Origin of the sequence: Ensifer sp. ENS10 (genome assembly GCF_014852025.1) — a bacterium.
GTDB lineage: Bacteria > Pseudomonadota > Alphaproteobacteria > Rhizobiales > Rhizobiaceae > Ensifer.
This window is the reverse complement of the sequence record NZ_JACVAS010000020.1, coordinates 35962-54450: the sequence shown is the minus strand read 5'-3', so window position 1 is coordinate 54450 and position 18489 is coordinate 35962. Positions and strand designations below refer to the sequence as shown.

18 protein-coding genes and 6 pseudogenes are annotated in these 18489 nt (G+C 59.1%); 13 read left to right on the top strand and 11 right to left on the bottom strand.

Annotated features, from left to right (window positions below; genetic code table 11):
* A partial coding sequence (locus IB265_RS35550; RefSeq protein WP_192496153.1) for a TOBE-like domain-containing protein occupies positions 1–467 on the top strand: 467 nt, incomplete at its 5' end.
* Between the two features lie 318 nt (positions 468–785).
* Here the strand turns inward: IB265_RS35550 and IB265_RS35545 are convergent.
* Together IB265_RS35545 and IB265_RS37940 are read right to left on the bottom strand one after the other, a co-directional pair.
* Complete coding sequence (locus tag IB265_RS35545; protein WP_375293112.1) at positions 786–1097, bottom strand: MarR family transcriptional regulator; 312 nt, start codon at positions 1095–1097, stop codon at positions 786–788.
* Positions 1098–1127: 30 nt separating this feature from the next.
* A pseudogene (locus IB265_RS37940) lies at positions 1128–1220 on the bottom strand (MarR family transcriptional regulator); the annotation flags it as partial.
* 172 nt (positions 1221–1392) lie between these two features.
* Here IB265_RS37940 and IB265_RS35540 point away from each other — a divergent pair.
* Together IB265_RS35540 and IB265_RS35535 are read left to right on the top strand one after the other, a co-directional pair.
* Positions 1393–2160, top strand: a complete 768-nt coding sequence (locus IB265_RS35540) for an alpha/beta fold hydrolase (protein WP_057251348.1) — start codon at positions 1393–1395, stop codon at positions 2158–2160.
* 502 nt (positions 2161–2662) lie between these two features.
* Complete coding sequence (locus IB265_RS35535) at positions 2663–2845, top strand: hypothetical protein (protein WP_058328914.1); 183 nt, start codon at positions 2663–2665, stop codon at positions 2843–2845.
* Positions 2846–3057: 212 nt separating this feature from the next.
* Here the strand turns inward: IB265_RS35535 and IB265_RS37670 are convergent, their stop codons facing one another.
* Positions 3058–3147, bottom strand: a complete 90-nt coding sequence (locus tag IB265_RS37670) for an SHOCT domain-containing protein (RefSeq protein WP_309140593.1) — start codon at positions 3145–3147, stop codon at positions 3058–3060.
* A 107-nt stretch (positions 3148–3254) separates the two neighbouring features.
* On the opposite strand from IB265_RS37670, the gene IB265_RS37205 reads away from it, so the two are divergent.
* Together IB265_RS37205 and IB265_RS35520 are read left to right on the top strand one after the other, a co-directional pair.
* On the top strand, positions 3255–3650 hold the full coding sequence (locus IB265_RS37205; RefSeq protein ID WP_246806161.1) for a hypothetical protein: 396 nt from the start codon (positions 3255–3257) through the stop codon (positions 3648–3650).
* A gap of 354 nt (positions 3651–4004) precedes the next feature.
* Entirely contained in the window at positions 4005–4259 is a 255-nt protein-coding gene (locus tag IB265_RS35520) for a hypothetical protein (RefSeq protein ID WP_112996702.1), read from the top strand.
* A gap of 188 nt (positions 4260–4447) precedes the next feature.
* Here IB265_RS35520 and IB265_RS35515 read toward each other — a convergent pair whose 3' ends face one another.
* Positions 4448–4990 (bottom strand): ProQ/FINO family protein, encoded by a 543-nt coding sequence (locus tag IB265_RS35515; protein ID WP_244495620.1) that lies wholly within the window; start codon positions 4988–4990, stop codon positions 4448–4450.
* Between the two features lie 326 nt (positions 4991–5316).
* Here IB265_RS35515 and IB265_RS35510 point away from each other — a divergent pair.
* Both IB265_RS35510 and gltA read left to right on the top strand, forming a co-directional pair.
* Positions 5317–5535, top strand: a pseudogene (locus IB265_RS35510) (IS630 family transposase); the annotation flags it as partial.
* A gap of 163 nt (positions 5536–5698) precedes the next feature.
* Positions 5699–5869 (top strand): annotated as a pseudogene (gltA, locus tag IB265_RS37200) (citrate (Si)-synthase); the annotation flags it as partial.
* On the opposite strand, the gene IB265_RS35505 reads toward gltA, so the two are convergent.
* Positions 5866–7014 (bottom strand): acyl-CoA dehydrogenase family protein, encoded by a 1149-nt coding sequence (locus IB265_RS35505; protein WP_192496151.1) that lies wholly within the window; start codon positions 7012–7014, stop codon positions 5866–5868. The pseudogene gltA and the gene IB265_RS35505 overlap by 4 nt on opposite strands.
* A 104-nt stretch (positions 7015–7118) precedes the next feature.
* On the opposite strand from IB265_RS35505, the gene IB265_RS35500 reads away from it, so the two are divergent.
* Positions 7119–8030: a LysR substrate-binding domain-containing protein gene (locus IB265_RS35500; RefSeq protein WP_058320949.1), complete on the top strand. Its 912-nt coding sequence runs from the start codon at positions 7119–7121 to the stop codon at positions 8028–8030.
* Between the two features lie 243 nt (positions 8031–8273).
* Here the strand turns inward: IB265_RS35500 and IB265_RS35495 are convergent.
* Positions 8274–8596 (bottom strand): annotated as a pseudogene (locus tag IB265_RS35495) (helix-turn-helix domain-containing protein).
* Between the two features lie 600 nt (positions 8597–9196).
* Between IB265_RS35495 and IB265_RS35490 the strand changes: the two are divergent.
* From IB265_RS35490 to IB265_RS35470, 5 genes and pseudogenes are all read left to right on the top strand, one after another.
* Entirely contained in the window at positions 9197–10126 is a 930-nt protein-coding gene (locus IB265_RS35490; RefSeq protein ID WP_192496156.1) for an adenylate/guanylate cyclase domain-containing protein, read from the top strand.
* 626 nt (positions 10127–10752) lie between these two features.
* Entirely contained in the window at positions 10753–11193 is a 441-nt protein-coding gene (locus IB265_RS35485; RefSeq protein ID WP_246806159.1) for a SyrB-like regulator, read from the top strand.
* A 90-nt stretch (positions 11194–11283) separates the two neighbouring features.
* Positions 11284–11805: a hypothetical protein gene (locus tag IB265_RS35480; RefSeq protein ID WP_192496159.1), complete on the top strand. Its 522-nt coding sequence runs from the start codon at positions 11284–11286 to the stop codon at positions 11803–11805.
* A complete protein-coding gene (locus IB265_RS35475) occupies positions 11783–12379 on the top strand; it encodes a hypothetical protein (RefSeq protein WP_192496150.1) in 597 nt (198 codons plus the stop codon). Before IB265_RS35480 ends, IB265_RS35475 begins: the two co-directional genes overlap by 23 nt.
* Before the next feature lie 72 nt (positions 12380–12451).
* Positions 12452–12832 (top strand): annotated as a pseudogene (locus tag IB265_RS35470) (ABC transporter permease); the annotation flags it as partial.
* Here the strand turns inward: IB265_RS35470 and aac(3) are convergent.
* The 5 genes and pseudogenes from aac(3) to ugpB form a co-directional block, all read right to left on the bottom strand.
* Positions 12833–13665 (bottom strand): annotated as a pseudogene (gene aac(3) / locus IB265_RS35465) (aminoglycoside 3-N-acetyltransferase).
* A gap of 257 nt (positions 13666–13922) precedes the next feature.
* Positions 13923–14975 (bottom strand): sn-glycerol-3-phosphate import ATP-binding protein UgpC, encoded by a 1053-nt coding sequence (locus tag IB265_RS35460; protein WP_192496149.1) that lies wholly within the window; start codon positions 14973–14975, stop codon positions 13923–13925.
* Positions 14975–15823, bottom strand: coding sequence for a sn-glycerol-3-phosphate ABC transporter permease UgpE (gene ugpE / locus IB265_RS35455; RefSeq protein WP_057251361.1), 849 nt, complete (start codon positions 15821–15823; stop codon positions 14975–14977). The genes IB265_RS35460 and ugpE overlap by 1 nt, the downstream gene beginning before the upstream one ends.
* A 7-nt stretch (positions 15824–15830) precedes the next feature.
* A complete protein-coding gene (gene ugpA, locus IB265_RS35450; protein WP_057251362.1) occupies positions 15831–16712 on the bottom strand; it encodes a sn-glycerol-3-phosphate ABC transporter permease UgpA in 882 nt (293 codons plus the stop codon).
* Positions 16713–16777: 65 nt separating this feature from the next.
* Complete coding sequence (gene ugpB / locus IB265_RS35445; RefSeq protein WP_192496148.1) at positions 16778–18082, bottom strand: sn-glycerol-3-phosphate ABC transporter substrate-binding protein UgpB; 1305 nt, start codon at positions 18080–18082, stop codon at positions 16778–16780.
* Between the last annotated feature and the right edge of the window lie 407 nt (positions 18083–18489).

Here is an 18489-nt window from a genome sequence, read left to right as displayed (position 1 = left end):
GCCGCCGTCAAAACCTCGAATGTTCGTGGCTGATTCACACTGTCGCTCATAGGATTCTCCGCATAACTCATGCACAAAATCCCCGATCAGCGCGCCAAATGATACGTGGGGGTCCCTACGCGCTTACGTTCATTGGCCAGTCGAATTGCTTAAAGGTCATGCTTTCAAACGGCGAAATCCGGTTCGAAGATCTGCCCACAGGGCTGCGTGCTGCAACCGAAGGCGATGGCGAGGCTTTACTGTATTTCCGCCCGCACGACATAGAACTCGTCGATGGCTCTCGGGGCAGCCTTGAAGGCTTCATCATCGGGAGCCGGCGGGTTGCCGGTACGCGCCATCTCGAGCTAGATCTGGGCAATACGCATGCGGCCGTCGAAATCGAGTTGCCGCCGGAGCGCGCGTCTTTTGCACACAGAAGCCGAATCGCCTTCAGGCCCACCAAGTGGAGGCTGTTCTGCAGCGAATAAGAGCGGTCGCGGCCGACCGGTAGAGCCTGGACACAGCGCCCGCGTGAGTAACGCGGGCGAGCAATGATATCCGCCCTCGGCCTGACAGATCTCTTCGAAATAAACGAAACAGCTATTTTGTTAAATGACTCACTCGCTTAGTTAACAAAGAAGAGGGAAGCGGGTGCGTTTCCTACATCAGTGGTCGATAGCGGCCTGCGGTGCCGCGAAGCGAACGAAACGTTGGTGAGCGCGCCCGCTGGCGGGACCCCTGTTTGGTACGAGGTTGGACCGCCACCGGCTTGCTATCGCGAAGCGTTCAACGAGGAGGGTTTCGAACTATCTCTCCCGTGCCTGAAGCCTGTTGCGTAGGCCGTCGATCGTGGCGCGGAGGGTATCGAGAGCGTCCGCTTCCAGCGCAACCGCATCGCCGATGCAATGCATGACATCATCGGCCTGACCCTGCAGGGCGCGGCCTTCCTCCGTCAGGTGCAGAAGCACCTCGCGTTCGTCCTGGGGGTTGCGCGTTCTCGTGATTAAGCCGGCAACGTTCAGGCGCTTGAGCAACGGCGTAAGCGTGCTGGAATCAAGGAAGAGATTGTTACCCAGCTCCTTGACGTTCTGGCCGTCGCGATTCCAGAGCGACACCATGACCAGGTATTGCGGGTACGTCAGGCCCAGCTTGTCCAGTAATGGCCGATAAAGCTGGGTGAATGCGTGGCTCGCGGAATAGAGGGAAAAGCAGAGCATTCCGGCGACGCCGCGATGGTCGTCTGGCTTCGTCATCGCGATCTCCTTTCCGCAAAAATAATTCGCCCACGATCTATTTGCAAGCAGTTGACATAGTCATTCCGGAAACATATGTGTTGCACACAAATGAATCGCACACAAATAAATTAGCAGCTTCACGCCTGAACCTAGATCCCGAGCCACGAAGGATATCGTCATGTTCAAACTCGCCGCCACCGTTGCCTTTGCCGCCGCTCTCCTGTCCGGCAGTGCAATTGCCCAGCCCGCAAAGCCCACAGTCATTCTCGTCCACGGCGCTTTCGCCGACTCGTCGAGCTGGAATGGTGTGACGAAGATCCTTCAGAAGGACGGTTACACGGTCGTTGCCGCGGCCAATCCCCTGCGCAGTGTCGCCGGTGATGCGGCCTATGTTTCAGACATCATCTCGAGCATCAAAGGATCCGTCGTCCTGGTCGGGCATTCTTACGGAGGCCAGGTGATCTCGACCGCTGCCAACGGCAAGGACAATGTCAAGTCGCTGGTCTATGTGGCAGCGTTCGCTCCGGAAGCAGGGGAAGCAGCTGCCGATCTCGCCGGTAAGTTCCCGGGCGGAACACTTGGCCAAGCGCTCGCCGCTCCGGTCAAGCTGGTAGATGGCGGCGTCGATCTTTCCATCGACCAGGCGAAGTTTCACGACCAGTTCGCCCACGACGTTTCAATTGAGGATGCGGCATTGATGGCCGCCGGCCAGCGCCCGATCACCGAAGCTGCCTTGACGGAAAAGTCCGGTTCGCCGGCCTGGAAAACGCTGCCCTCCTACTTCATCTATGGGGACGGCGACAAGAACATCCCAGCGAAGGCACTCGGCTTCATGGCCGAACGGGCAGGCTCAAAGCACACTGTCGTGATCAAGGGTGCATCCCATGTTGTGATGGTGTCGCAGCCCCAAGCCGTCGCGGACCTAATCGAAGAGGCTGCACAGTAATCTTTGTAAATTGCTGGTGATCAAAGGCCGTCACCCGGAAGGGTGGCGGCTTTGGCGTAAGAGCAGGGACTGCGGCTACGCCTGTTTCAGGGCGTCAACCTTGCTCGCGTTGTCAGCATGCTTCCCGGCTTCATGCATTTTCATTTCGCCCGACGGCTGAGGTGCGGTCCCTGCCTTCAAGCAAGGGCCTAAGCGGGTTCTGGCGCCGCAATCTGGACCGTACTATCCGCTTGCAACACCGAGTGGAGCACATATGTGCTTTTGTAAGGCACGAGCGGTCTATATCCATGACCTTCTATAATTTGCTAATGGGTCTCGGTCTTGTTGGTATGATCGGAATTATGGAGACGGGCTTTTGGCGTGTCACCCGTGTGAAGCCAGCAGGACAATCCCCAAAGCGACGGTGCCCCGCCGACGTGAGGGATATGCGCACTGCCACTGCGAAGACACTGGCGAGGTTGAGGAGGACTGATGGCAAAGCCTCGAAGAAAGCAGGAGAGTCATGGTCGCAGACTATATTGACGAATTCATCATGTTTTGCGCCGGCCTGTGGATGACGTCCGTGGGCTTTGGGTATGTGACTTTGTCGAGAAACCCGGCAAACCAACTGCCGCTGGCCCGCCACTTCAAGTGGATGGGCCCCTTGCTGCTCGTTATCGCAATCGTTCTGGCCTTCGCCTCATAAACCTGCCATCGAAGAAGGGCAGGGGGTGCGGTAAGATGGAAGGGCTCATTTCTTTGGTAGGGACTGTCGTGATCCTTCGATTCCCTACCACAATCGGGACTTTGGTCGGCGACGCCTTGACCCGGTTGCAGTTCATTGACGGCCGTCATCGCCCGGCGCGGCTCGATGGAAGCCTCCAATTGATCTCCGTGGCAAGCCCCGTTCATCGGATGCTATAGTCGGCTGAGCAACTCCGACTTCGTGGCCTCGAATTCCTGATCCGTGAGAATGCCTTTCGCGTGAAGTGCCGCGAGGCGTTCGATCCTGTCGAAGATGTCCGCATCCGACCGAACCGCCTCCGGCGCTGGATGTGCCCTGTTGTGGCGAGGCGGATTCCGACGCGGACGATGCGAATAACGACGGCGCAGCCTTGGCGGCGGATGCTTCGGTCGCCGGCGTGTCTGCCGGTTCCTTGCCGCCCTGCCGTATCACCGGCCTGAGCCTGTTTTGGTCTGCCATCGATGATGCAGCGACCGCCAAATCTCCTATGATCCGGAACTATCGCGCTCGCCAGCTATTGTTGCGCGAAAGGAGCGCACCGATGACAGACATCCGAAACGCCACATTCTACGTGTTGGAACAGGACGATCCCTCTGCGCCCAGTGATGCAATACCTGTCAGTTTTGAAGACGCCTTCAAGGAAGCTGAAAAGCTCACGGCGAGCGGCCGCGCGGTTCACATCCTTTACACCGAGGATGCAACCCAGATTCAGCTCACCCGCTTTGCCGCGGCTGGCATCAGAACGAGCCTTGCTCCGCAAGGGTAGGGTGGATTGGCCGCGCAGGGCGCGAACCTCGGATCACAATAACCACGGAATAATAACGGCGAGGTTCGTGTCTAAGTTACAAGCGGCGAAAAATGCATTCCGTTCGGAGGACATCCGATGAATACCGGGATCCCGCGACTTCGATCATCGTCTCAATCATAGGTGTCCTCGCCACCGGTTGTGTCGCCATTTTGGATCAGTCGCAACGACAACGATCCACCTACCGACTGCGATTGGCGTATCAGGAAGGAGACCGGCGGCAGGTCAGATCACGACGATGTGTTCTCGCCCGGCGGAACGTCACTCTCGCTCGATGGTTGGCCCGACATTCCACGCGTCGAAGAGGAAATAACGATGTTGAAGACACTACTGACGGCGACTGTGCTACTCGCGCTTGCTGGGCCTTCTGCCTTTGCCTTGTCCGATATCGTGTGTGATCAAGCCAACATGTCGAAGCTCGAAACTGACGTCAAGGCTATGACAGACGAGATGAAGAAGGACTACGCCAATAAGGAATTGGCGATGGCGAAGGAAGCACTTGCCTCAAACGACAACGACAAATGCAAGACGCATATGTCGAACGCGATGAAGGGAAATGACCCTATGTGACGGGTTCAGGCAGCCCTAACGAATGGCCCCGCAGGCAACCCCGGGGCCTTTGCGCCGTAGCTCCGGTGTTGAAAACCGCATGCTTGCTGGTAGCAAATAAGTCCAGAGGAATCACAACGGAGCTGGCTTCCTATCTCGACTGCGCGTCACTTTCTCACTGCTCGGCCGTCAGGGAGGCCGCCGCTTGTCTAGCGCGGGGTGTCCTTCCGTTTGAGGAGGCCAGCGCGGATCACGTCCGACTTTGACGCTGGGGTGGGGAGGGGAGGTGCCGACTTTGGATTGCGTGATCCATCGCGCGCCTTGAAACCCTCGTACTTCTGTTGTGCATCCAACCTGTCGGCGTCCGATACAGGACCGACCGGTGTACCATTGATGTCATGGCGGACGGATCCGGGTCGCGCGACCGCGATCTGATAGCTCCGCGAATGCACATAAGTTGCCATCGTCTTGCGCAGAGCCGTGACGCTGAATTCCGGTTTCAGGAGAGGGCGGATTTCATCCCAGAGCCCGAGTGCAAAGGGTCGGATCGGGTCGCCAATCTTGGCTGGAAGAACTGCGATCGGCCGGGTGAGAAGAGCATTGATTGCCACGGTCTTGGCGACCTCTCGTTCACGGGCGAGAACCGGGTCGGAGTTCTCTCGCGGAGATTTCGTCTTCGGTGACTTCTGACGCATCGCAGTCCGTGCCAATCCAGGAATATCGTCATTCCAGGATATGCCATTCGGTACCACGAACCAATGACATCAGCTCGGTTCCGGGGCATCAATAGCGTGAACGCCGGCATGCAAGCACTGCGAGCGTCCTATGTCGTGCGCGAGAACATACCGTCGACTCCTTATCTTCGAAGTAGCGGATTTTGGAGACGAGGGAGGGCGATTGACATTGCCGCAGAAGGATCATCTGGGAGTTCGAAAGCCGCATAATCGTTGGCACTGATGAGGTCGTGTGCCGCGATATGTTCCGCACTCGACGTAGCGCCTTTGCTTCAGGAGCGGATGGTGTAGTTGACATCCGTTTGCCGACCGTGCGGGCGATGAGCTCCGCTATCAACTGCAGCTCCTGGCTGAATGCCGTCGAAGGGTTCTTCGCGAAGCTGACGCGGAGACGCCTGCAACATGGCGTGTTCCATTCCCTCGTCGATCTGCAGGCCGCCATCAACCGCTTCATCCAGGAGCACAACGCCACCGAGGCCAGGCCCTCTCGATGGACCGTCGACCCCGACCGGATTATCGCCGCGCGAAACCGTGGATTTCAGGCTTTGGCGTCAGGAGGTTAGGTCGGCCGAAGGCTGACAGAAACTGTCAGATGACGGCAAAGAGCCCTCTTTGCGCTTTCTGCTCTGACCTCCGATAGCCTCGCAGCGCCCATAGGCTCGCCGCTCGCGGCCGCTGGGCGCTTCCGGGTAAGGGGGCAAAGCCTCTGAGGCGGAGCGGCCGCCTGAGGCGATGCGCTTCCCCACGGCGATCCTCGCGATCAGACGGACGGTGGGCTGGATCAGCCAGTGGAAACAGATGATCACGGACCCGACGCCGAAGATCGGCCGGCCCCGGCAGCTCTACAGCGGACCGACGCGGCGGATTACGTCGGGACCAGCGCGCGCTGATCGTTAGAAGCTTGCGCCGCTGATATCGCCGCCAAGAGCGTAGCGGCCACCGATCACAAACTGCTCGGCACTCATGGCGATGTGTTTGGCCGCCGCGCGAACGTCGCGTTCGCGCCTCTCGAAGGGCTGGGACTCGGCAAGGGCCCGGGCTCCGATCAGATCGTTCACCCGCAGTACGACGCTCACTGCGACTTCAGCGGCGTGAGAACAGGCAAGCCGGTAGTTGATCCGGGCCGCAACCAGGTCAGAGCCCTCGCTTTCGACGGACGCGCACAAGGCCGACATGGCTGACCGCATGTAGGCGCCAGCCGCCCTGCACTGCGAAAGGCAGCGCCCGATCTCTGCGTGAGCCAGTTCGCGTTCTGCGACGGGGACGGTCATGCCCTGACGACGGTGGCCGGAGCTTAACGAGATGAGCGCGTCGATTGCGCCTTTCGCGATCCCAAGCGGCACTGTGGCAACAGTCCAGACAAAGGCGGAAATGCCCGGAAGGCGATAGACGACACCGGCGTGGGTAGGATTTGGCTGAAAGTCGCAAACGAATTCGGCTGGCAGGAACGCGTTGTCTGCCTCGAAGTCCCAGCTTCCGGTGCCTCTCATCCCTGACACATGCCAGTTGTCGATCAGATTGACGGCCTCACGGGGCAAGAACGCTAGAACGATCCGCCCACTGCCTTCGTTCACTTCACAAAGCGGGGCAAAGGTCGTGGCGTGTGGCGCGCCGCTGGCAAAAGGCCACCGGCCAGTGATTCGGTATCCACCCTTAGCAGGGACCGCCTTGCCAATCGCGCCTGTGCTTGAGGCGACGAAGGCCGACGGTTTCCCGAACACCTTCTGTGCGGCGTCCAACGGCAGATAGCCGCCAGCGCGCGAAATGCCGCCTCCGTTTCCGACGAGCCAGCCGATTGTTCCATCAACTGTTGCGGCATGCTCGACCACGGTCATGAAGTCGAGGGGCGAAAGCCCGCATCCGCCCAGCTGAGCTGGCAGCAGGAGGCGGAAGAACCCCGCTTCGCTCAAGGCACCAAACACCTCGTCCGACAGCCTTCGATCCGCGTCAAAGCGCCCGGATTGCTCTGCCAGCAAAGGGCGGATCTGTTCAAACCTTTCGATCATGGTTGCAGCGGTCGATGCCGATTGTCCGTCCAGCATGATGATCTCCTTCCAGAATGCCGGAATGATCGGACTCGATGAGATGCGCGGCAACAGCAAAGAATTCGAGGCAAGGTGAGTACAATTCATCTAGAATTCGACGCATGCACCGCCTTCCGCCTCTTCGAGAGCTTCAGGCCTTCGAATCCGCGGCCCGCCTTCTGAGCTTCAGGAAGGCGGCCGAGGAACTGTCCGTCACACCCACAGCCGTCAGCCACCAGATACGGCTACTCGAACGCTATTGCGGCCAGCCCCTTTTTCAGCGCCAGCCGAGGCCGTTGCAGCTCACCACTGCGGGCGCACAGCTTCTGCCGGTTGTCCGGGACGCTTTTCTGTCGATCTCGGACGAGCTTGCGCGCCTTACCCCTGGCAGCCCGATCGGCCATCTTCGGGTGACGACAACCAGTGCCTTCGCCGCGCGCTGGCTGCTGCCGCGCCTGGAAAGCTGGCGAGCGGAAGCGCCGGGATCGACACTCGACCTTGTGGGAACGGATACGGTACTGAACCTTCGCACGGGCGAAGTTGACGTTGCGATCCGTTATGCGCGGCGATCCCCGACAGACGGAGTCGCGGTGGAGCTACTTCGCGATACCTTCCACGTCGTTGCGGCGCCGTCGATTCTTCAGGGAGGCGTCCGCATGATCGAGCCTCAGGCGATCCTCGATCTGCCACGTGTCGAGGTCGGCTGGCCCCTGACCGACGTAGGTGCGCCCACTTGGCGTCACTGGGAGACTGCGGCCCGAGCGGCAGGCTACCGAATCAGCGGCACCGTCCGGCCACCGCAACTGAAAATCCACGAAGAGCACCACGGGATCGAAGCGATCGTAGCCGGACAGGGTCTTGGGCTGTGTAGTGACGTGCTCGTTGCACGGGAGCTTCGCGATGGCCGTCTTCTGCGAGTCAGCGATATCGTTCTGCCCGGCTACGGCTTCTACTTTGTCTATCGGGCCGAGCACCCGAGGCGCGGGGCCTTGGAAGCCCTGCTTCGCTGGATGCAGCGGCAAGCCTCCGCGTGAAGCCGATTGTCAAACATGCGCGTGCGCCGGCTCCCACGCACAGAAGATGATCTCAATCGATACTTCGCGCCGACCCCGAATGGAGGAATGCCGCAGCTGTCCTGCAGCAAGTCGGTTCCCAGTGAATGATCGGTGTAGGTCTGAACGGCGTATCGTTCTACGGCAGGTTCGTCCGCAAAGCTGCCCTACGCAAACCGCCCCGCGTGAGCCGCTCTGAGGGTTCGAAGTGTCTGAGTCTGACCACTAGGACAGCATCTCAAGACCATATTTCCGAACGATCGAGAGCAGCTTCATTGCGGTCCGCTCGGCCGCTTCGCGCCGGTTTCCCATTTTTGTACGGTCGACTCGTTGGTATTGAGGTAGCGCGCGAAGACTGGCTGGCTAACGTGATTTTACTCGCGCAGCGCCTTGATCTCGCCTGGGGTCAGCTCTTGCCGGACGGACAGGCAGGCCTCATCGAAGGTCCGCATCGTCTCCTTGTCGATGCTGCCTGCAGCATACATACCTTCGACGGCGGTGTGGATCGCTTCGAAGGCATCGCTCTTGAACATGCGCTTAGTCACCATTGTAAATCTCCAATAGGGCGCAGGCCCCGATTTCGGTATCGAGCTCTCCGCGACAGGTTGGTAGCTGGAGGAGAGACTTTTGGCACCTGTCGCGGAGACCTCGATGTCCAAATACGATCTCATCGCTTGCTTGGCGTCCAGCTAGTCAATCTCGGTAGATCCAATCGGTGATTTCAGCGACCTGCTCGAACACGCCGTCGACGCCGCCGGCCCCGCTGATCCCGGTTCGGATGATCACTTGGGCTCGCCTATGAGGCGCGTGACCCATTAGCCTTGCTGGCGGCCTTCACAGGGAAAGGTGTCTTTGACATTGGCTTGCTCAAGCGGCTGACGCGGGCCGTTCTCTCGGAGATCGCTGAGAGGCTCTATCAGGCGCGGGGCCGTGTCACGGATTTCGGTCTGGTGAATGGTGCGCGATCGCCGCAGCACTTCGTCAGCCTTGGCGGTAAGCACGAGCGTCTGGCGGCGCGTGTCATTCGGATCGGTTCATGCCGAACATAGCCTGCTTCCAGCGCCTGCGGAAGGGAACAAAGCTGCATTCCCATCGGTTGATGGTTCGACTGCACAGTGGAAACGAAGGCGTTGGATTGGACCGTTCACATGGAGGCGCCACCACTTGAAAGAAAGCTTGCAGCGATCCTTGCGGCCGATATCGAAGGTTATTCTCGCTTGATGAATGCCGACGAAGAGCAGACGCTTGCGACTTTGACGTCGCACCGCACTATTGTCGACGGTCTTATCGAAAGCGCCCATGGTCAGATTTTCGGGACCGCCGGCGACAGCGTGTTGGCGGAATTTCCATCGATCCTCCATGCCTTCAACTGCGCAGTCGCCATTCAGCAGGTGATGTGGCGTGCCAATCAGGCGCTTGCCGACGACCGGAAGATGAACTTCCGCATCGGGATCAATATCGGCGACGTTCTGGTGAAAGACGGCGATATCTTCGGGGATGGCGTCAATATCGCCGCCCGGCTCGAAGGCCTCGCTGATGCCGGCGGTATCTGCGTGACAAGAGGGGTACGAGATCATCTGCGCGATCGCGTGGATACCACCTTCGAGGATTTGGGTGAGCACCAAGTCAAGAACATTGCGCGCCCACTCCGGGTCTTCCGGGTCCTGTTCGACCCGCAGGCCGAACCAAGCCTGAATGCGGAGCTATCGTCCGTCGACACCGCCGAGCGATCCTCGTCTGTCGAAGAGCCCTTCTCAGTAGATGACAAAAGCGACGAGGTGCGTCTAGTCGAGGTGGCCTTTTGGGAGGCGGTACAGGAGAGCGACGACCCGGCCGAGTATCTCCTTTACCTGAAGCGGTTCCCGACGGGTCAGTTCGCCGAACTGGCAGCCGCACGCGTTGCGCAAGGAGGGGCTGGCGACGCCGACCCTGGTATCGAGGTTTCATTCTGGGAAACAGTTCGAGACACCGGTAACGTCGAGATGATTGAAGCGTATTTGTCAAAGTTTCCGCAGGGCCAGTTCGTCGATCTCGCGAATATATTGCTGGCGGACATTCGAGCGAAATCAAACGCCTAACGATCTCGCAACGACTTCGTGAACGCCAAATCGGGACAATTCAGGCGCTTGCGCAGTCGAAGTCCCGAAAGCGACGGGAGGGCCAGGTGTTTGAGGACTTCTCCTCTGAGATGGTTTCTCAAGTGGCTCTGCTCCTACTCATTGGCATTGCTTTCGGCCTCCTTTCGATACGTATGCCGTATCGCTAGGGCGATCCGGCGCCAATGCATTGCAATAAGCAAGCTGAGAATGGCGGCCGCGCGCGGTCGGGAGGCGCAGGAAGTCATACCGCAGATTACGGGTCACAGTGTACGTTTGGCTTGCTAATCCAATGTGCCGGAAAGAAAGGCCCCTCTTGTAGGCGGGGCGAATAGCGCAGCCCGATGGTTCACTGGGCGCGGGCAGGGATCGCAATCCAACATAAATTGCTCATGTACGCTAACCGCCAAGCTCGAGAGAGGGACGGTCTGCTTCCCCGATTCCGGTACGCTGCCGCAAAAAAAATGGGTTTGCCAGCGGAGCAGCGCGGACCGCCCCTGGCCGCATTCGCGGCCGGTACCTGGTACGCTTTCCCGCTGCTGGCGACGGCTTCACGCTAAAGCAGGGATGACCTCGCTAGGTGTGATGTTGACTCTGCTCGCTGCTCATTGGAAAAGATCATCAGTTCGAGAGGGAAAACACTCATGGCAGACGAGAGCAATACCGAGACCACAGAGACGGCGCCACCGGCGGAAGCAGCGCCGCCCAGGAAGCGCCGAGGACCGCGGCCGAAAAATGTCGTTTCAGACGCAACTGCTGAAACACCGGAGGCAGTTGCTGCCCAGCCCATGAGAGGACGCAGGAAGCGCGCAGACAGGTCGGCAGAGGCGCCGGCCGTTGCCAAAACCAGGGGAAAGAAGGTCGGCAAGGGCACCGGAAAAACCCGTGGGGCAAAGCAAACGATCGAAACGCCGGCTCCGGTCCCAGTCCTCGACGACATTGCTGATCTTCGTCAGCTTGAAGAAGAGAACGCTCGGCTCCGCAAGGCGCTGGCCGAAAAACTCCGAGCTGAGAACGCCGATCTGCGCAAGCGACTGGGTCTTGCCTGATCATCGGTGAAGGGCTGATTGGATTTAAGCGATCGGCCCTCCTCATCACATTCTCGCTGCCGTTCGTCGAGAGCTGCAGCGGAGGATTCGGTGCCATTGCTCGAGGTGGCGGCACATATGAAATCACCATGGAAATATCTGGTCCAACTGGCGTCTTTGGGGCGAACGGTCAAGGAGCCGGAAAGCCCGCGTGAAATCGCGATCGAGGAACCGCTCGGCGAAGTTGACGAACCGATAGTGGAAGCCCCGAACGAGGCTGCAGGTAATCTCGACGCCGCGACTGTCGGCGGTGAACGGGCGCCCACCACAACGGTCGACCGGTCAAGTCCCGACGATCGCGTGGCGCTTCTGGAACCCGCCGGACCAACGCGACCACCGCCGACGAAAAGGCAAAGGCGCAGCCGGAAAACGAGCGCCAGCGCTGTTGCCGTGGCCGATGCCGTCGAGTATGGAGATAGCGACTCCAGTGCTCCTCAGCCGCCGATGACACTCGCCGATGAGATGACCGCACTGGACGAGGACATCAGGCAACTTAGACGCCGGCTGGCAGAGAAGTTGCTGTTGCAGAACATGCAGCTCAAGAAAATGCTTGAGCGCTTTGACGCGTCGTAAGCTGATGGCGCGCCTTCAACGTTGGATCCCTATGAAACCGCAGCAGCGCAAGTTTATCGTCGAAGTCAAATCGGCCCGGCGGCGGACGACAACCAATCCATCTTCCATCTGGGGCGATACGGACCTGAAAGCCCTCGTGCGCCAGGCGGAGACCGAAGCGCCGCAACTGTTCGAACCGGCTCAGTGCCCCGACGAGCCTTCTCCGGGGCAAAGTGCGGAGGTTTGCCCGAACGAGAGCGCTGGGACCGGCGCCGTTGAGCGGACCTCAGATCCGGCGGCCCCGACAGAAGAGAACATTCGCACCGAGGATGTTTCCCATCCTGCTTCCATCTCGCCGATGGAAGCAAACCGCACGAAGACGATTCCACCAGAAGATAAGCCGAAGCGCCAAGGGCCAACGCGCCGTGGTCGTCCCCTTGGTAGCAGGACGACTACCGCTGCTCCCGAAGCACTTTACGACGAGCTTGCCGTGCTCGAGGTAGAGAACCGTCGGCTGAAAGGGCTGCTCGCGCATCGGCTTCAACAAGAGAACGTCCAGTTGCGAAAGATGCTTGAACGGTTCGGAACAAACTGAGCTGCAGATTGATGATCTTCGCTTGGAAGGTCATCATTTAGACTCGTACTTTTAAGCTGCGGGGTTGGCCGATCGTCCCCCTACATGGGCGTGATCATCGCCCACACAGTCGTGGCGGTGCCTTTTGCGGTGGTGAGCGCGAACGCGTCGAGCTTGCGGCCCAGAGCCTCGGAGCTTCGCCGGCCACGGTGTTCCGCCGTATCACCCTGCCACTCGCCATGCCGGGCGTACTCTCTGGCGCTGTGCTCGCCTTTGCGACGTCGTTGGACGAAGTCGTCCTCACGCTCTTCTGCGCAGGCCCGAACCAGCGGACGTTGGCGCGGCAAATGTTTTCCAGCCCGTGAAAATATCAGCCCTGCAATCGCGGCAGCGGCCTTTCTCTTCATCGCAGGGACGGTCTTGATCGGCCTCGTTGTCGTTGTGTCGCGGTCGATGATTGCGAAGCGGCTCTAATCAAGGATCGCTCATGTGTGACGATGGCCTCTCGCCAAAACGGCTCTCAAGATAGGTCACGCCGAAGGAAACGATGTCCTGCGCATCAAATAAATAGCAGAATGCGTCTCCTACTCGGCCAATCTGGTGTCGTTCGAGGGCAATGTATGCACGCGCGATCGTTTCCACCGCGTCCGGCTGTCCATCGACCGCAAAGCAATCCAGGATGCCGTTTGAGTCGAAATCCTCCGTCAATTCCCAGATCGTTTGACCGTCTGGACCTAGGAGCGGCATCTCGTAGGTCACGCGGCGTTTACCGGGAATATTGGCAATAGCCTCGGCATAGTGCAGCGCGGTCACGGAGGCGAGCGGAGCACCAAGCAACAGAACTTTTCCACCCAGGCGGACAAAACGTTCAAGAGGCGAGCCTTTTCCCAACGCCTGTCCAAGACAATGTGGCTCTGTGAGTATTTCCACTAGAGGACCGATCGCGACCATTGATGCGTCCGGGTGAGCGCTTCGTCGCGTACTGCGATTTTGGACGAGGAACTGATTGAGCATGCCGAAACCGCGATATGTTGCCGAGGTCCCAGGATCAAAGGGTGGCCAGTTACGACGCAGTTTCTCATCCATCTCAGCGCCGTTCAGTGTCCCTCATACGGTGATCGGTCCCATGAGGCATATCCCATCGCGGTGCCCGTTGGCCCGATAGCGTCGAGAAGAGCGCCGACGACAGTGGCCGCGCCTATCTCGACACCACCGATGGCTTTCAAAGAGGCATGGACCATCACCAGGTCGCCCGGTTGGATGCCCAGTCTTTGAAGGTCCGCTGCGATTTCTATCCTGGTTTTCATTGGAACTTCTCTTCGTCAGGGCGTCGGTTTGAAAGCTCAGCAGAGCACTCCATCCTGAGGATCGCATAATGTCATCGTTGGGGACCTTGGCTTTTCCGTCGAGCACAGATGTCCGCCATTTTCATTGGTGCCGCTGGCTGCTGAAGTTCAGACCATGTGCGATTCAAAGGTAAAACGTGATGGCGAAATCGTACCTTTCCAACTACTAATGTATGAGCGGGGGTGGCGGTCAGGCTCGATTGCAATCTGCGAGCGACTTATCCATGTCGGTGGCCGCCGTTTGCACTGAACATATGGAGAGCTTCCGCACCGGCGCCAACTTTCACCTCGTCGCCGATCTCGTTGTGTGCTCGCCCGGAAACTCGGAAGATCAATTCGCTGCCGTTTTTGAGCCGACCATGCAGGAGGCTCTCGGCCCCGACTAGTTCGATACCGTCGATCCGGACCGTGGCCGCGAATGGCAAACCTGGTGAATCGGCGGGTATCGGGGAAAGATCCTCGGGGCGGATGCCGAGCGTATATTCGGCATTCGGGCGCACCACATCCGGGGAGAGCGACCACCCCGCCGACATGTCCTTGCCTTGCAAGAGATTCATCGAGGGCGAGCCTATAAAAGTGGCAACGAACGTTGTCGCGGGTTTCTCGTAGAGCTCCAGCGGTGTACCGACTTGTTCAATCCGGCCGGCATTCACGACGACCAGCCTATCGGCGAGCGTCATCGCTTCCATCTGATCGTGCGTGACATACACGCTCGTCGTTCCGAGCGACCGCTGCAGCCGCTTGATCTCTATGCGCATCTGTCCGCGCAGCTTTGCGTCCAGATTGGAGAGCGGTTCGTCGAAGAGGAAGGCGGCCGGTTGCCGGACAATGGCCCGCCCCATCGCGACACGCTGGCGCTGGCCGCCCGAAAGCTGGCGCGGCTTGCGGTCCAGGTAGGGTTCGATCTCCAGCGTCCTGGCGGCGGTCGCTATTCGCCGGTCGATCTCGGCGGCCGGTGTATTGCGGTTCTTCAGCCCGTAGGCGAGGTTCTGGCGCACACTCATGTGCGGGTAGAGCGCATAGTTCTGGAAGACCATGGCAATATCGCGTTCGGCCGGTTCCACATCGTTGACCCGGCGCGTGCCGATGAGGATATCGCCGCCGGTGATGCTTTCGAGCCCGGCGATCATGCGCAGGAGCGTGGACTTGCCGCAGCCCGACGGACCGACCAGCACGACGAATTCGCCATCCGCCATGTCGAGCGAGACGCCCTTGATCGCTTCCACCGTGCCGTAGGTCTTGCGGACGTCTTTAAGGGTAATCTCAGCCATTACTTTTCTGTCTCCACAAGACCTTTGACGAACCAGCGCTGCATTAGCACCACGACGAGGATAGGGGGGATGATCGCCAGGATCGCGGTGACCATGACATAGTTCCAGGGGGTCGAGGCGTCGGTGAAGTCGATCATCCGCCTGAGCCCAATGATAATCGTATTCATCTTGGCGTCGTTGGTGACGAGCAGGGGCCAGAGGTACTGGGTCCAGCCGTAGATGAAGAGGATGACGAAGAGCGCGGCGATGTTCGTTGCAGAGAGTGGCAGCAGGATGTCCCGCATAAAGCGAAACGGCCCGGCATTGTCGATGCGCGCGGCTTCCACCAGTTCTCCCGGTATCGTCAGGAAGAATTGGCGAAAGAGGAAGGTCGCCGTCGCCGAAGCCATCAGCGGCAGCGTCAGGCCCGCATAGGTGTCGATCAGGCCTAGGTCCACGATCACCTTGTAGGTCGGCAGGATGCGCACCTCGACCGGAAGCATCAGCGTGATGAAAATCATCCAGAAGAACAGCATCTTCAGCGGAAAGCGGAAAAAGACGATCGCGAAGGCGGAGAGAAAGGAAATCACAATCTTGCCGACCGCGATTGCGATCGCCACGACCGTCGAGTTGAAAAGCAGCCGCTCGAGGCTGACGCCGACGACGCGCTCGACGCCGCCACCGACTGCTTCCTTGTAATTTTCCACGAGATGGTCGCCGATCGCGAGCGACATCGGCGGGCGCACGATCTCGATCGACGTGTGCGTCGACGCGACGAACGTGTAGTAGATCGGAAGCGCAACGATGATGATCCCGATCACGAGCACCAGGTGGCTGATCAGGGTGGAAATGGGGCGATTTTCGATCATCGGGGTCTCACGAGTAATGGACCCGCTTCTCGACGAAGCGGAACTGGAAGGCCGTCAGCGCAACGACGATGATCATCAGGATCACTGATTGGGCCGCCGAACTGCCGAGGTCGAGATTGACGAAACCGTCGTTGTAAACCTTGTAGACGAGCGTTTCGGTGGCCTTTGCCGGTCCCCCGCCGGTGACGGCATGAATGATGCCGAAGGTATCAAAGAAGGCGTAGACGGTGTTGACGACCAGCAGGAAGAACGTCGTGGGCGCAAGAAGCGGAAAGACGATAGTCCAGAACCGCTTGCTGCCGCGGGCGCCGTCGATCGCGGCGGCCTCGATCAGCGATTTCGGTATCGCTTGCAGGCCGGCGACGAAGAACAGGAAGTTGTAGCTGATCTGCTTCCAGGCCGCCGCAACGATGACCAGCCACATCGCCTGGTTGCCATTGAGGAGCGGATCCCAAACAAACCCGTTCCGGCGCAGAATGTAGGCGAACGTTCCCATCGCCGGATTGAACATGAAGAGCCAGAGCATGCCGGCAACGGCGGGGGCGACCGCATAGGGCCAGATCAGAAGCGTACGATAGATGTTGCGCCCCCGCACCACGCGGTCTGCCGACGTGGCCAGCAGGAGAGCGAGAGCCATAGACAACAGGGCCGTCGCGAGACTGAAGACCACCGTGACCTTCAGCGAATGCAGGTAGTCCGGATTGGACAGGATCGCCTGGAAGTTGGCGAGGCCGACGAAACCGGATTTCAGGCCGAACGGATCCTCGCGCAGGACCGACTGGTAGAGAGCCTGGCTTGCGGGCCAAAAGAAGAAGACGATCGTCAGGACGATCTGAGGCGCAAGCAGAAGATACGGCAGCACCTTGTTGGGAAACACGACGGACTGCATGAAACGTCCCCTCCAGGGAATACCAGTCCGCACCGCTTTGCGGTGCGGACATTTCGTTTAGAGGTTCAGTTTCCGATCGCTGCTTTGATTGCCGCGTTTGCCTTCGTTACACCTTCACTGAGCGCCGTCTTTGCATCCTTCTGGCCAGCAAGCATCGCTTCGAACTCTTCGTTGAGGATGTCTCGAACCTGCGGGAGGTTGACGAGGCGAACACCCTTCGAATTTTCGGTGGGAGCCTTGCCCATCATCTGCTTGATCGGCGTTTCCCGGCCCGGATTCTTTTCGTAGAAGCCGGACTTCTTGGTTTCTTCATAGGCTGCCAGCGTCACTGGCAGATAGCCCGAAACCTGGTGTAGCTGGGCCTGGGTTTCCGTTTTCGAGAGGAAGTGGAAGAACTCGGCCACGCCCTTGTATTCGCCGTCGCTCTTGCCGGCGAAGACCCAGAGACTTGCGCCACCGGGGATGGTGTTTTGTGGACCATGGCCTTCATAGTAGGGAAGCTGGCCGACGCCATAGTTGATCCCCGACTTCACGATGTCGCCGAGACCGCCGGATGATTCGGTCAGGATGGCGCATTCGCCCGACATGAACAGCTGCTTTGCTTCCGATGTGCGGCCGCCATAGCGGAACGTTCCATCCTTGGCGAGGTCGGCAATCGACTGGAAATGCTCGACGAAGAGCGCAGCGTCGATTTTTAGTTCGACTTCGAGGCCAGAGAGGCCGTTCTCGTTCGTGCCGTAGGGCACGTTGTTCCAGGCGGAGAAGTTCTCGGTCTGGATCCAGGTCAGCCAGGTCGATGTGAGGCCGCAATTTGCCGCCCCACTCGCCTTGATCTTCTTGGCCGCCTCGAAGACCTCGGGCCATGTGGCCGGTGGCTTTGCGGTATCGATGCCGGCCTTCGTGAAGGCGTCTTTGTTGTAATAGAGGATCGGCGAGGACGAGTTGAATGGGAAGGACAGCATGGTCCCGTCAGCCTTGGAATAGTACGCGACGATGCCTGGCAGGTACTGATCCTTGTTGAACTCGTAGCCGCCCTTCTGAAGAACGTCCGCCACCGGCACCACAGCGCCCTCGGCGCCCAGCATCACGCCGCTGCCGGCATCGAACACCTGCAGGATTGCAGGCGACTGCTTGGAACGGAAAGCAGCGATGCCCGCGTTCAATGTTTCAGCATAGGTACCCTTGAACACTGGAACGACCTTGTAGTCCGACTGGCTCTCGTTGAATTCCTTCGCAAGCCTTTCAACCGTTTCGTTGTTGGCGCCCGTCATGGCATGCCACCATTGAAGTTCCGTCGCCGCGAAGACATTGGAAGCAGCAAGGAGTGAAAGCGTGGATGTGGCCGCAAGAGTCCATTTGAAAGCTGACATGGTTGTTCCTCCGATTATTAAGACGACGATGTCTGTCTTGATCGCGTCGACCCTCCTCGATCAAACGCGACTGACTTTCGTGGCGAAAGTAGGCGGATTAAAAACGAACGGGAACGAACCTGCAAGAGAAAATGGAATGGCGAATTCCTTCCTGCTTTTCGGTGGAATTTTCGTTCTGTTCATGCCCTCGAGCCGAATGGCGTCCTGCGGCATCTAGCTGTCCATGGTCAGGTCCACGACAATCTTTATAAGCCGCGCGTTCTCATTCTCGAGCTGCTTCAGCTTCGCCATCTTCGGCAACGAGCAACGCGGCGTCGATTCTCCCGGATCGCGCCTGCTTGGCTACCAACCTTGTGAAATTCTAACCTGGCACCTGCGGCTCGATTACTTGGGTTGCGCCGCAGTGA